Source organism: Myxococcus llanfairpwllgwyngyllgogerychwyrndrobwllllantysiliogogogochensis, from assembly GCF_006636215.1.
Classification (GTDB): Bacteria; Myxococcota; Myxococcia; order Myxococcales; family Myxococcaceae; genus Myxococcus; species Myxococcus llanfairpwllgwyngyllgogerychwyrndrobwllllantysiliogogogochensis.
In genome coordinates this window covers 1-14234 of the sequence record NZ_VIFM01000277.1, presented here as the reverse complement: position 1 = coordinate 14234, position 14234 = coordinate 1, and the positions used below count along the sequence as shown (strand labels likewise).

At 68.8% G+C, this 14234-nt stretch carries 8 protein-coding genes; 5 read left to right on the top strand and 3 right to left on the bottom strand.

Annotated features, from left to right (window positions below; genetic code table 11):
• Nucleotides 1–502 precede the first annotated feature (502 nt).
• The gene (locus FJV41_RS54250; protein WP_246137731.1) at nt 503–727 is read left to right on the top strand and encodes a hypothetical protein; all 225 of its coding nucleotides are present in this window, start codon (nt 503–505) and stop codon (nt 725–727) included.
• Between the two features lie 507 nt (nt 728–1234).
• Complete coding sequence (locus tag FJV41_RS40995; protein ID WP_141648072.1) at nt 1235–2092, top strand: arginase family protein; 858 nt, start codon at nt 1235–1237, stop codon at nt 2090–2092.
• 45 nt (nt 2093–2137) lie between these two features.
• Here the strand turns inward: FJV41_RS40995 and FJV41_RS40990 are convergent, their stop codons facing one another.
• Nucleotides 2138–3379: an MFS transporter gene (locus FJV41_RS40990; RefSeq protein WP_141648071.1), complete on the bottom strand. Its 1242-nt coding sequence runs from the start codon at nt 3377–3379 to the stop codon at nt 2138–2140.
• A 178-nt stretch (nt 3380–3557) separates the two neighbouring features.
• Here FJV41_RS40990 and FJV41_RS40985 point away from each other — a divergent pair, with 178 nt between their 5' ends.
• The 3 genes from FJV41_RS40985 (at nt 3558) to FJV41_RS40975 (ending at nt 5945) form a co-directional block, all read left to right on the top strand.
• On the top strand, nt 3558–4445 hold the full coding sequence (locus tag FJV41_RS40985) for a LysR family transcriptional regulator (RefSeq protein ID WP_141648070.1): 888 nt from the start codon (nt 3558–3560) through the stop codon (nt 4443–4445).
• 14 nt (nt 4446–4459) lie between these two features.
• Nucleotides 4460–5242 (top strand): SIR2 family NAD-dependent protein deacylase, encoded by a 783-nt coding sequence (locus FJV41_RS40980; RefSeq protein WP_141648069.1) that lies wholly within the window; start codon nt 4460–4462, stop codon nt 5240–5242.
• 115 nt (nt 5243–5357) lie between these two features.
• Nucleotides 5358–5945, top strand: coding sequence for a hypothetical protein (locus FJV41_RS40975; protein ID WP_141648068.1), 588 nt, complete (start codon nt 5358–5360; stop codon nt 5943–5945).
• Between the two features lie 26 nt (nt 5946–5971).
• Here FJV41_RS40975 and FJV41_RS40970 read toward each other — a convergent pair whose 3' ends face one another.
• Both FJV41_RS40970 and FJV41_RS40965 read right to left on the bottom strand, forming a co-directional pair.
• Nucleotides 5972–6283: a hypothetical protein gene (locus FJV41_RS40970; protein ID WP_141648067.1), complete on the bottom strand. Its 312-nt coding sequence runs from the start codon at nt 6281–6283 to the stop codon at nt 5972–5974.
• A 68-nt stretch (nt 6284–6351) separates the two neighbouring features.
• The gene (locus tag FJV41_RS40965; protein WP_246137732.1) at nt 6352–14220 is read right to left on the bottom strand and encodes a non-ribosomal peptide synthetase; all 7869 of its coding nucleotides are present in this window, start codon (nt 14218–14220) and stop codon (nt 6352–6354) included.
• Nucleotides 14221–14234: the final 14 nt, after the last annotated feature.

The following is a 14234-nucleotide window of genomic DNA, read 5'->3' as shown; positions in this document are numbered from 1 at the left end:
CTCCCCCACTGAGCCCCGCTGGCCGCCACGCGGCCCACCTGGCGCGCGCCCCCGGTTCAGCCTCGCGCGCCAGCTCCTTCGCCGCGTGACACCCGTTCGCGCGCGTGTCCCCTAGCGATTCGGGCCGCAGGGCCTTGTCCTCCTCGTGAGCCCCACGACTCCGAGCCAAGCCCCCCCGCGCACCGGCACTCCACCCCACAAGTACCTGGGCGCGCGTGCCGTTACCAGGGCCGAGCCAATTTGAGGAAGCCCATGGCGCTGCCGGCATCCACACCCCCTCGCTCCCCGAGGCACCGACCCTCACCCTGCCCGGCGGCGCCACCCTGCAGCACCACCAGCTCCTGCAAGCCTTCCAGCCGGCACTCGCGCCGTCACGCCCCTCTTCGACATCATCGGCGCGGCGCTGGCCGTCTTCGAAGTCGTGAAGGCCATACCGGACGCGCTTGGGCCGCCGCCGGGCCCGACAGCCATCGCCGCGGCCCTGCCGAAACGGGCCGAGAAGGTGTCCAAGCTGCATCGCCTCGTCCCCCAGCTCTCGGTGCCGGACACAGTGGTCGGCGCTATCGACATCGTCCTGGGCGAGCTGGGCCATGCCCGAAGCCAGCTCCTCCACCTGCAACTGCGCCTGTCGAGCGTCGAGCAGGCCCGGCTGCGTACTATCCAGCTTGGGGACGCGGGGCTCCTGGCTGGTGGGCGGCCCCCAGGTGCCCGACTTCTCCAGCCTTGAGGGCAACGCGATGGAAGAGCCATTGCCTGCTGACGGAAGGCGCCACACCCCACTCCACCGGCGAGCTGCCCTGGCGTACCAGCTTCGGCGCGGGCCTTTCGCGGCTACGCCATCAGCGCAACGACGCGGCCCTGCAAGAGGTCGCCCACGTGTACGTCCGCGACGCCCTCGCCCGCAGGTGCCGGGTGTGCAACTGGTGCAGCTCAAAGTCGAGCGGGAAGGGGAAGCGCTGACGCTTCGTGTCCGCGTCCGGGAGAGCGACACGACGGCGGCCGTGGACGTGCGCCTCCCGAGGTGAATGCACTTCCAATTCCACTCTTCCGACTGGGCTTCCTTCGCCAGCAGAGCGCTGTGTATCGCGGCTCGAAGCGAGGCTCCGCGGGCGCAACTGCGCGCGGAGCTGGACACGCTGATGCGGGTGAAGTGGCCGCGCTGAGTCCTCGCTCCCGGGCGGGTTCGGTCGTAACCTCTGTGGTGCACCCCAGGCCACGTGCCACCGGAGGGCTCATGCATTCGACCGAAGGTCGCGCGGGCAGGGCAACTCGTTTCGACCTGATGCTTGCGTACGGACAATGGCAGGGTTCGGGTCGCCACCGGCATCTGCCGCGCGGTGCCGCGGCGGCGGCGGAGATCTGCGCGCGCTACGCGCCGCGCGTGGACGTTCCGCTCAGCGACGCGACGGGCGATGACTTCGATGTGATCGCATGGCCCGCCTTGTTCGAGCAGTTCCGCGCGGCGCACGAACTCCTGCGGCGGCACGCTCCCGAGCGCGTGCTCACGGCAGGCGGCGATTGCGCGGTGGACATCGCGGTGATCGGCTATCTGGCCCAGCGGCACCCCGGGCTCACCGTCGTCTGGATCGACGCGCATTACGACGCCAACACGCCCGAGACGTCGCCGAGCGGGAGCCTGCACGGCATGCCGGTCAGCGCCATCATGGGCTACGCGCCCGGCCCGATGCGGGAGCTGCTGCCGGCCCCGATCTCCGCGGACCGGTTCTTCTATTACGGCGTGCGAGTGGGGGACGAGGGCGACCTGGAATTCCAGAGGCAGCATGGACTCGCGCTGCTCGACGAAGCACGCGTGTCCGGCCGGAAACTCCACATCCATTTCGACCTGGACGTCCTGGATCCGGACGAATTCCCCCACCTCGCCTTTCGCGAGCCCGGCGGGCCTTCAGTGGCCGATGCGGTGTCGCTGGTCGAACGGCTGGCCGCCACCAACGATGTCGTCGGCCTGACGATCACCGAGTTCGCGCCCGACAGCGACGTCGCCGCCGCGAATGGGGGCATGGTCATCGCGCGCCTGTGCGATGCCGCGCTGAAGGGGACGGAGCGGGCGCGCGGTTCGGGAGGCGGTGCCTAGCCGTTCGTGCCGGTCGACGGCTCGATGCCGTCCGCCCACCCGCCGTCAGCGCCGCCCTGCAGCGGGCGGAAAACCGTGGCGCTTCGCCCCCCAGGCGACGAGCAGCGTCGGCACCAGCAGGATGACGAGCATCCACGGGAAGGAAACGACTCCCAGCGTCTCGAGGAGCACGCCGCCCGCGATGCCGCCCCCCGCGATGGCGATGTTCCAGGCCGTGACGATCATCGACTGGGCGACGTCCGCCGCCTCTCCCGCCGCCTTCGCGGATGCCGTCTGGAAGAGCGTGGCGGCTCCGCCATAGGCCAGCCCCCAGACCGCGACGCCCGCGTAGACGACAGCGGGAACACTCCCCCACAGACCGAGCGCGAACGACACCAACACAAGGAGCGCCGTGCTGACGAGCACCAGCTCTCGCAGCCAGCGATCAATCAAGACGCCGATGACCCAGATGGAGACGAGCGCGAAGACACCAAAGACAAGCAGGACGATGTCGATGTTCTTCGCCATGCCCGCCGGAGCGAGGAAGGGCGCGATGTACGTATAGAGGACGTTGTGCGAGAGCACGAAGGCGAGCGTGACGAACAACACGGACCGGATCCCCGGCAGCATGAACACCTTCCGGATGGACATGCGACGGTCCCCCGTCTGGCCCGGGAAGTCTGGGAGCCTGACGAACACCCAGCCGACCAGGATGACGGTGAGGATGCTCATGATGCCGAAGGTGACGCGCCAGCCGACGGCGGCACCCAGGAAGGTCCCGGCAGGGATTCCGAGCGAGAGCGCGAGCGGGATGCCCACCATGGCGATGGCCATCGCCCTGCCCTGCTGGTGCTCCGGCACCATGCGCGCCGCGTAGCCGGCGACAAGCGCCCACAACAATCCCGCGAACACCCCGGCGAAGAATCGCGCGCCGAGCGTCAGCACGAAGTTCGTCGACACCGCCGTCACCGTGTTGACGACAACGAAGCCCAGGAGGGCGAGGATCAACAACGGTCGCCGTCGCCAGCCCTGCGTCGCGGCCGTCAGGGGAATCGCCGTCACCAGCGTGCCGATGGCGTAGAGCGTGACCAGCTGGCCGACCAGGGCCTCGGAGACACCAAGGTCCGCGCTCATCCGAGGCAACAGCCCCGCGGGCAGCGCCTCCGTCAGCACGGTGATGAACGCGGCCATGGCCAGGGCAAGCAGCCCGGCGATGGGAAGCCGCTCCTCCCGCTCGGCCGTGCCGTCAGCGTGTCGGAGTGCTGGAGCAGGCGCGGCCTGGGCGCGGGGCGTGGTCGTCGAAGTCATGGTGTCGCCAGTCAGAGGAGAGGGAGGACGTCGGCCGACGGCGAAGCCCCCACCCACGGGGCGAGGCGACCTCCGTCGACGTCGATGGCTGAAACAATAGATTCGAGGTGCGGTCACGACCACCGCGCTACAGTTCCGAGCACATCGGACAGAAATGTCCGCAATCGAGGTTTGGCGCATGGACAGTCTCGGCTCACTCAACGCCTTCGTGCAGGCCGCGGATGCGCGCAGCTTCACGCTCGCCGGACGGCAGTTGGGGGTGTCGTCATCGGCCATCGGCAAGGCCGTGGCTCGACTGGAGAAACGGCTCGGCGTGCGGCTCTTCCACCGCTCCACCCGCACCATCACCCTGACGCCAGAGGGTGCGCTCTTCCTCGAGCGCTGCCGCCGCATCTTCTGCGAGGTCGAAGCCGCGGAGCTGGAGCTCGCGCAGACGCAGGGTGCGCCGCGCGGCAAGCTGCGCGTCAGCATGCCCCTGGCCGGCATGTTGATGATGCCGACGCTGAGCGCCTTCATGCGCGCGTATCCCGAAATCGAGCTCGACCTCGACTTCTCCGACCGGCTCGTCGACGTGATTGATGAAGGCTTCGACGGGGTGGTGCGCGCGGGAGAGGTGAGCGACTCCCGGTTGATGACGCGGGTGCTGGGCACCTTCCGCCTCACGCTCGTCGCCTCGCCCGACTATCTCGCGCGAAGAGGGACGCCCCGGAAACCCGAAGACCTCAAGTCCCATGCGTGCCTGCATCACCGCTTCGCGACCAACGGCAAGCTGGAGCGCTGGCCCCTGCGACGCGGGCGCAAGGAGCTGGAGCTGCCGACGACGGCGGTCGTGAGCACCATCGAACCGCTCATCTTCATGGCCGAGCAGGGCCTCGGCATCACCTGTCTGCCGGACTTCGCCATCCGCCGCCAGCTCGCGGACGGCACCCTGGCGACGGTGCTCGAACACCACACGCAGCACGAAGGCACGTTCCGGATGCTGTGGCCGTCCAGCCGCTACCTGTCCCCCAAGCTGCGCGTCTTCGTGGACTTCATGGCGAAGCACCTCTTCAGCCAGAGTCGCTAGACTGGCTCGACACCATGACCGCCCTGCTCACCGAAGAGACCGTGCTGCGGCAGCTCCGCCATCGACTCCAGTCGAGCACCTGGCGCCACATCGTGGTGCTCACCGGCGCGGGCATCTCCGTGGCCTCGGGCCTGCCCACCTATCGCGGTCCCGGTGGACTGTGGACGCGCCCTGGCATGGAAGAGGTCCCAGACGTGGAGCTCCTCGCACGCGACCCCTCTCGCGTCTGGAAGCTCTTCGGCTCGCTGCGAGGACTCGTGGGGGACGCCCAGCCGAACGCGGCGCACCTCGCGCTCGCGGAATGGGCGGGGCGGCTCGGGAAGGGCTCGACCTTCACCCTCCTGACGCAGAACGTGGATGGGCTCCACACCCGCGCGGGCAGCCCGGAGGTCGTCGAGTTGCACGGCTCCCTGCTGCGCACCTGCTGCTCCAATCCAGCGTGTACGCAGAGCCCTTTCGCGGACACTTCACAGCCCGATGCGGCCCCTGCGTGCCCCGCGTGCGGTCACTTCCTCCGCCCCGACATCACCTTGTTCGGTGAACCCCTCCCCGTGGACGCGGAGTGGGCGGCCAAGAAGGCCCTGCGCGACTGTGACCTCTTCATCGCCATCGGAACGTCCGGGACGGTGGCCCCCGCAGCCAACTTCGTCCGGGGCGCGAAGTACGCGGGGGCGTGGACGCTCCTCGTCAATCTCACCCCCATGGAGCCCCGCCATCCGGACTTCGACGTCGAGGTCCTGGGGCCCGCGGAGCAGGTCCTTCCCGTGCTGCTCTCGACGGCGTCGACCTTGGCCTGAAGTGACGCATGTCAGGGATTCCGCCAGGCCATGCAACGCGTCAGGCGATTCCAGAAAGGCTGTTCTTTGGGTCCGTTGAGGAAATCAGACATGGGATGCCCCTAGAATGGCAGCCATGAACGGTCTGAGTCTTCGCGCGGCGCTTCCATGGATGGCCACCGCCCTGTTCCTCACCGCTTGTGGTGGTGGCCGGGACGCAACGGGAGAATGTCGAGGCACCTATCTGGGAGAGGCCGTGGTCTGGCCCATCGATGGCGTGGCCTCCCGGTTGATGGACGAGGCCTACGATTCCAACTGGGTGAACTTGACCTATCTCCCGCGCGGTCAGGCGGGACTGACGGGCTTTGGCGTGGACATCCTCCTGGATAAGGACAGGCGCATCGATGAGGGCAGTGGCTCGAGGACGGTGCTGCTCATCAACAAGGAGACCGAGTTCGCCCCGGAGGTGAATCTGCTGGTGCACGGCTGGTATGGCACCCTGAGAAAATCGTCGGGCTCCGGGAGGGGCTACCACGAGGCGTCCGGACTGCCGAGGGGAGGCTCCGTGACGTTCGATGTGGTGGACGACAAGCGCGCCGCGGGTCACTTCATCTACCGCTATGAGAATGGCGACGAGTTGACCTGCACGTTCGACGCGCCGACCCCGGCGGAGGCTGAAGGCATCTTCGACGGCGCGGGTGACGGCGACGACGATGACGACTGAGCTGGCAGCAGCCCAGGCGTCACGACTCAACGCCGAGCGACGAAGACCACTGAGACGCTTCGAGGCTCTTCGTTCCGGTAGGAAATCGTGACGATAAGATCACAGGGGTGCTTCGGGCTCGTCCAGTCGCCGCACCAGACCTGGAAATCAGTGGACTCGTCGAAGCTCACGAGGTCGTGACCGAGTGCCCGCAGCTCCGTCGCGATTCGATATCCCTCTGCATCGGGAGCCACGGCTGACTTGAGCCGCGCTGCCAGCACCTGCTCCAGCTCACGGGAAAGTCGATCCAGGTCGCGCGTCTGGGCAAAGCTCTCGTAGGAAAAGCAGGGGTCAAGCATGGAGGGACCCCATCTGAACATCTTCCCGCGCGGATTCCGACCCGCGACGAGTGGATGGCGCCCTCCCCCTAATCGCCATGGCCCCCACGCAGCTTCGCTGACAGGTGTCGCGCGAGGACTTCGACGTCCGGCGCGGCGAGGATGGAGTCGTGGTTGCCTGGAAGCGGCAACACCTCCACGCCTCCGGTCGCCAGGAGCCCCCAGCCTCCATCACGCACGGACTCCGGCAAGGCGCGCTCGCTCTCTTGCGCCTGGAAGAGCGTGACCTTGCCCCCGTAACGCCCCGGCGAGTACCTCCACAGCGCGCGCAGGTTGCTGTCATAGACGCGGTACAGGGGCCGCAGTTGTTCGAGCCCGAAGTCCTCCACAAGGACTCCCGCCGCGCGCCCCGCATCCAACAAGCGCTGGAGCAAGACGTCCTCGGCACGCGCCTCGTCGCTGGCCTCGACGGTCAGGTCCGTCACGTCCATCGCGAGCAGGCGCGACGCCGCCTCCACGAAGCGGGCGAGGCTCCAGCGTGAAGCATCCCCCTCCGGAGGACGCTGTTCGACCGCGTGGGCGTCGATGAGCGCGACGAACTCCACCTGCTCGCCCTGTTGCTCCAGCAGCCTCGCCATCTCGTAGGCCACGTGCCCGCCCAGGGACCAGCCTCCAAGCCGATACGGCCCCGTGGGCTGGAGGGCGCGGACCTCTTCCAGGTAACGCGCCGCCATGGCCTCGATGCTCTCCAGCGGCGACTCGCCACCTTCGAGTCCCGGGGACTGGAACGCGTGGAACGGAACCTCGGGCCCCAACCTGCGCGCGAGCTCCGCGTAGGAGAGCACATTGCCGCTGACGGGGTGGACGCAGAAGAAGGGCTTCCCCGTGCCTGTCGTGTTGAGCGCCACTCGAGTGGAGACACGTCCAGGCACCTGCCTCAAGCGCGCGGCGAGCGCCTCGATGGTCCCCGCCTGGAACACGGCCACGAGCGGGAGGTCCCTCCCCAGGTGCTTGCGAATCATCGACACCAGCCGCATCGCCAGCAGCGAGTGGCCTCCCAACTCGAAGAAGCCCGTGCGGACACCGATGGGCCGCACGCCCAGCAGCTCTTCCCAGAGGCGGACGAGCTGCAGCTCCAGCGCGTCACGCGGTGCCAGCGGCGGAGCCAGGGACTCGGACCTCACGGTCTCGGGGATCGGCAGTGCGCGACGGTCCACCTTTCCGTGAGGAGTGAGTGGCAGCGCAGCCAGCACCACGAATGCGGACGGCACCAGGAAGTCCGGCAGTCGCTCCCGGGCGAATCCTCTCAGCGAGGACACGTCCAGCAGCGCGCCATCCTCTGGCACCACGTACGCGACGAGTCGCTTCCCCGTGGCCCCCTCCTCGCGTGCCATCACCAGCGCGTTCGCGATGCCCGGATGCTCCCGCAGCGCTGCTTCCACTTCACCCGGTTCGATGCGGAAGCCCCGGACCTTGACCTGCTCGTCGGCCCGCCCCAAGTACAGGAGTTCGCCATCCGGCGTGTACCGCACCCGGTCTCCGGTCCGATACAGTCTGGCTCCCGGCGCGGTGCCGAAGGGGTCCGGTACGAAGCGCTCCGCCGTCAGCCCGGGCCGCGCGAAATAGCCGCGCGATTGGCCGACGCCGCCCAGGTACAGCTCGCCCGTGACACCAATGGGCACCGGTCGCATCCGGACATCCAGGACGTAGGCCTGGGTGCCCGCGAGTGGCCGTCCAATCGTCGGCTCCGAGCGGGCATCTCGCCGCGCCACCGCATATGTCGAATAGGTCGTGTCCTCGGTCGGGCCGTAGAGGTTGAGCACCTGGCTCACGCCGGGAGCAGCCTCGTGGACCGCCTGCACCAGGGCGTTTCGAAGCGGCTCCCCCGCCAGGTTCACCGTCGTCACCGACTCCGGCAGCCCTCGCGAGCGCGCCAGCTCCTCCATCGCCGAGGGCACCGTGTTGACGAGCGTCACCCGACCGGCCGCCGGCAACGTGGGCAGTGCCAACGCGTTCTCCGCCAGCACCACCGCGCCGCCCACCGCGAGGGGTACGAACAACTCGAAGACAGAGAGGTCGAAGTTGAGGGAGGTGGAGGCCAGCACGCCCGCGAGCTGGTCGCGCGAGAACGTCGCCGCGGCCCACTTCACGAAGGCCACGCCATTGCGATGCTCCAGCGCCACGCCCTTCGGCCTGCCCGTGGAACCCGAGGTGTAGAGCACATACGCCAGGTTCTCCGTCACGAGTCGACTCGTGGGCCTGTCGCTCCGCTCCAAGTCACCCTGGAACTCGTCGAGCGCGACGTGTTCCGCCTCCACGCGTGGCAGCGCCTGCAACAGCCGCCGGGGCCCCACGAGGACTCGTGGTCGCGCATCCTCCAGGATGAACGCCAACCGGGCGGGCGGGTGCGTGGAGTCCAGCGGCACATACGCGCCACCGGCCTTGAGGATGCCCAGCACCGCGACGATCAGCTCCTCCGTGCGCTCCACGCACAACCCCACCCGGGTCTCCGGTCCCACACCCCGCTCCACCAGACGGTGCGCCACGGCATTGGCCCGCTGGTCCAGGGTCCGGTACGTCAGCGACGCCTCTCCCGCCACCACCGCCACGGCCTCGGGGGTCCGCTCGGCCTGGAGCTCGAAGAGGGTGTGCAGACACGTCCCCTCCCCTTCGGGTGCGGGCGTGGCGTTCCACTCGACGAGCACCTGGTGTCGCTCCGCCTCCGTGTGCAACGGCAACTCGAGGACCCGTTGCTCCGGGTGTGCGATGGCGCCCGCGAGCAGCCGCGTGAGGTGCTCCAGCAACCGCTCCATCGTCGCGCGGTCGAACAGCGCGGTGCTGTACTCCAGATTCCCCGAGAGACCCCGCTCCGTGGCCGCCACGCCCAGCGTGAGGTCGAACCGGGACTGGCGCAGCTCGACCTCCACCGGACGCAGCGAGCGCAGGCGCGGCGCCAGCGCTCCCGCCCCGGGAGTGCTGTCGAAGGTGAGCATCACCTGGAACAATGGTGAGTGCCCCAGGCTGCGCTCCGGCCGCAGCTCCTCCACGAGCTTCTCGAACGGAACCGCCTGGTACGCATAGGCATCCAGCGTCACCTCGCGCACCCGCGACAGCAGCTCGCGGAACGTGGGGTTGCCATCGAGCTTCGTACGTAACACCAGGGTGTTGACGAAGAAGCCCACCAACCCCTCCGTCTCCGCATGCGTGCGACCCGCGACGGGCGAACCGACAGACACGTCGTCCTGTCCTGAATAGCGCGCCAGCAACGCCTGGAAGACCGCCAGCACCACCATGAAGGGCGTCACGCCCTCGCGCTGGGAGAAGGCCAGGAGGGACTCGGAGAGCGCGCGACCCGGCTCGAACGGGAGGGAGCTCCCCTCCAGTGACTGCACCGCCGGACGAGGACAGTCGGTCGGCAGCTCCAGCGCGGGCGGAGCACCCGCCAACTGCTTGCGCCAGTAGCCCAACTGCCGCTCCAGCTCCGCTCCACGCAACCACTCCCGCTGCCACACCGCGTAGTCCGCGTACTGCACCGGCAGCTCGCTCAACGGCGACGGCTGCCCCTGCGAGAACGCCTCATACAGCGCGCTCACCTCGCGCACGAGCACGCCCATCGACCAGCCGTCCGCCACGATGTGGTGCATCACCAGCACCAGCACGTGCTCCTGCTCCGACAGCCGCACCAGCATCGTGCGCAGGAGCGGGCCCGACTCCAGGTCGAACGGCCGCTGCGCCTCGGCCTCCAGTCGGCGCAGCAGCTCCGCTTCACGCGTGTCCTGAGGCTTGGACTCCAGCGTCACGAGCGTCAACGGTGGCTTCACGTCCGGAAGCACGACCTGGACGGGGTGCCCCTCGTCAGACCTGAAGACCGTCCGCAGGGACTCGTGGCGGCGCACCAGCTCCGCGAAGGCGCGCTCCAGCGCGGCGATATCGAGCGCCTGCTCGAACCGGATGGCGGCGGGAACGTTGTAGACGGTACCGCCGGGCGTGAGCTGTTCGAGGAACCACAAACGCTGTTGCGCGAAGGACAATGGCACTGCGCCCGTGCGCGGCACCGGAGTCAACGGCGGCACCTGACCCGCCTCGCCCGTCCGTCGCAGATTGTCGAGGCGCGACGCCAGCGCCTGCACCGTGGGGGCCTCGAACAGGACGCGCACGGGCAGCTCCATCCCGAGGACCGCGCGCACCCGGGAGGCGAGCTGGGTCGCCAGCAGCGAGTGTCCGCCCAGCTCGAAGAAGTCCTCGGTGGCCCCCACCCGGGGCACGCCCAGGACCTGGGCGAAGAGGCCCGCCAGCAGCTCCTCGGTCTGGGTGCGGGGCTCCACTCGAGCCGCGTCGCGACTTCCCTTCGACGCCTCCTGCGCGGGCAGCGCCCCGCGGTCCACCTTGCCATTGGACGTCAACGGCAACGCGTCCAGCACCACGAAGGCGGAGGGCACCATGTGCGCCGGGAGCCGGGCTTCGAGCGCGCCGCGCAGCACATCGGTGTCCAGGGACACGCCCGCCCTGGGCGTGACATAGGCCACCAGTCGCTTGTCGCCCGGCGAGTCCTCGCGCACGACGGCGACTGCTTCCCGCACCGAGGGCTGTTGCCCCAGCAGGGACTCCACCTCGCCCAGCTCCACGCGGAAGCCTCGCAACTTCACCTGGAAGTCGAGCCGGCCCAGGTACTCCAGTTCGCCGGAGTCCAACCAGCGCACCCGGTCTCCCGTGCGGTACAGGCGCGAGCCCGGCACCCGCGAGAAGGGATGGGGCACGAAGCGCTCGGCGGTGAGGTCCGGCTGGTGGCGATAGCCTCGCGCCAGTCCCACGCTCTCCACGCACAGCTCGCCCGGGACTCCCACCGGCACGGGATTCAACGTGGCATCCAGCACGTAGGCGCGCACGTTGGCCCACGGGCGTCCAATGGAGAGGCGCTGGTCCGCTGACAGTGGCTCCGACATCGTGGCGCACACGGTGACTTCCGTGGGGCCATAGGCGTTGAACATCTGGACCTTGTCCCCCCAGCGCGCCACCAGCTCGGGCGTGCACGCCTCACCCGCGGAGACCAGGGTCCGCAGCGAGGGGAAGTCCTCTGGCTCCAACTGCGCGAGGACGGAGGGCGTCAGGGAGACCGCGGTGACGGGCTCTTCGCGCAGCAAGGTGCGCAGCGGCGTGCCGGGCAACAGGCGCTCGCGAGGCGCCAGCACCAGGGTCGCACCGGCCAGCAGCGCGCCGAAGATCTCCCACACCGATGCATCGAACCCCACGGAGAAGAACTGGAGGACGCGACTGTCGCCCCCCAGGCCCATGGAGCGGCCCGTCTGGAGGGCCGTGTTGCAGAGGCCCTGGTGCTGCAACAGCGCGCCCTTGGGGCGACCCGTGCTGCCCGAGGTGTAGATGATGTACGCGAGATTCTGCGCACCGACCTCCGTCACCGGCGCGGAGTCGGGCATGGACCCAAGCAGGGCCGCGTCCGTGTCCAGCAACACCAACTGCTCGGCGCCCGAGGGGAAGAGGTCCGCGAGGGCCTCGGTGGTGACGAGGACCGGAGCGGCGCTGTCGCGCAGCATGTACGTGAGCCGCTCGATGGGATGGCTCGCGTCCAGTGGCACCCAGGCGCCACCGGCCTTGAGGATGCCGAGGATTCCCACCACCGTCTCCAGCGAGCGCTCCAGGCAGAGCGCGACAGGGACCTCGGGGCGGATGCCCAGGGACCTCAGGTGGTGCGCGAGCTGATTCGCGCGCGCGTCGAGTTGCGCATAGGTGAGGGACTGACCTTCGAAGCGCACCGCCTCGGAATCCGGAGTGCGGGTGGCCTGCGCCTCGAACAGGTGGTGCGCACACGCGTCCCGAGGGAAGTCCTGCTCGGTGGCATTCCACTCCACCAACACCTGACGCCGCTCGTCCTCGGTGAGCAACGTGAGCGCGGACAACCGGGCATCTGGTCGGTCCACGGCGGACTGGAGCACTCGGCCCAGGTGCCGGACCATCCGGTCCATCGTCGCGGCCTCGAAGAGCGCGGTGCGGTACTCACAGGTACACCCCATGCCCCCCTCTGTCTCCACCAGCGCGAGCGTGAGGTCCAGTCGCGAGGTACCGGTCTCCACGCCCGCGCTGCGAAGGGTGAGGCCGGGCACCGACACCTCGGTGACGGGCTGGTTCTGCAGCACCAGCTTCACCTGGAAGAGCGGATTGTGGCCCTGGCTGCGCTCGGGATTGACGTCCTTGACCAGCTCCTCGAACGGCAGGTCCTGGTGTGCATAGGCGCCGAGCGTGGCGTCCTTCACGCGGCCCAACAGCTCGCGGAACGAAGGGTCCCCGTCCAGTCGCGCCCGCAGGGCGAACTGGTTGATGAAGAAGCCGATGATTCCCTCGGTCTCCTCATGGTGACGGTTGGCGATGTCCGTGCCAATGACGAAGTCGTCCTGCCCTGAGTAGCGAGAGAGGACGACCTCGAACCCCGCGAGCAAGACCATGAAGAGCGTCGTTCCTTCGGCGCGGCAGAGCGCATGGAGTGATTCCGTCAGCTCGCGTGGCAACACTCGCGAGATGCTGGCGCCTCGGAAGTCCTGGACGGAGTCCCGAGAGAAATCCGTGGGCAGCTCCAACAACGGGGGAGCCCCCGCGAGATGCTCGCGCCACCAGGAAAGCTGCGCCGCCAGGGCCTCCCCCTTCAACCAGCCACGTTGCCAGGCCGCGTAGTCCGCGTACTGGAGGCGCAGCTCCGGGAGTGGAGAGGGCTTGCCCCTCACGAACGCCTGATAGAGCGTGCTCAGCTCGCTCATGAGCAGGCCCATGGACCAACCATCGGAGATGATGTGGTGCAGGGTCAGCAACAGCACGTGCTGCGTTTCGGAGAGTCGGAGCAGACCGGTGCGCAGCAGGGGGCCCGTGGCGAGGTCGAACGGACGACGGGCCTCCTCGCGCACCTGTCGGCGCACCTCTGCCTCACGCGCCTCCGGCGTGAGGGACTCCAGGTCCGCGAAGGGAATGGACCATGCGGCGGATGGATGGATGCGCTGGAACGCGCCCCGGGCGTCTTCCGCGAACGTGGTGCGCAGGGACTCGTGCCGACGCACCAGCTCCGTGAAGGCACGCTCCAGGGCCTGCACGTCCAGGGCACCCGTCAGCAGGAACTCCGTGGCGACGTTGTAGAAGGCACTGCCGGGCTCCAACTGGTCGAGGAACCAGAGGCGCTGCTGCGCGAAGGACAGAGGCAGCACGTCCGTACGCGGCGCGGGTAGAAGCGGCGGCGCCTGGATGGCGGACCTGGCCCCTGTCTCTGGGGACTCCAGCTTCCGAGCCAGCAGTTCGACGGTGGGAGCCTCGAAGACGTCCTTCAGCGGCAGCTCCACGCCGAAGGTCGCGCGCACGCGAGAGACCAGCTGCGTGGCCAGCAGCGAGTGGCCTCCGAGTTCGAAGAAGTCCTCGTCCACGCCCAGCTCGCCGACGTTGAGGACCTCCTCGAAGAGGACCATCAGCGTCGCCTCCGTGTCCGTTCGCGGAGGCAGCAATTCCCTCGACGTCATCCCTATCGTCTCGGGAGCGGGCAACGCCTTGCGATCCACCTTCCCATTCGGCGTCAGCGGCAGCGTGTCGAGCACCACCAGCGAAGACGGCACCATGTACTCGGGCAACCGATTCCGTGCGACGTCGCGCAAGGCGGGCACGTCCACGGACAGCTCCGGGCGGCCGACCACATAGGCCACGAGGCGCTTGTCGCCGGGCACGTCCTCCCGCACCACCACCGCCACCTCGCTCACGCTCGCGTGCGAGGCCAGCGCCGCCTCCACCTCTCCCAGCTCGATTCGGTAGCCCCTCACCTTCACCTGCGCGTCTCGCCGGCCCAGGAACTCCAGCCTCCCGCCCTCCCTCCACCTCACCACGTCGCCCGTCCGGTACAGCCGCTCTCCCTTCCCGAACGGACTCGGGACGAAGCGCTCCGCCGTCAACTCCGGCCTGCCCACGTACCCCACCGCCAACCCTTCCC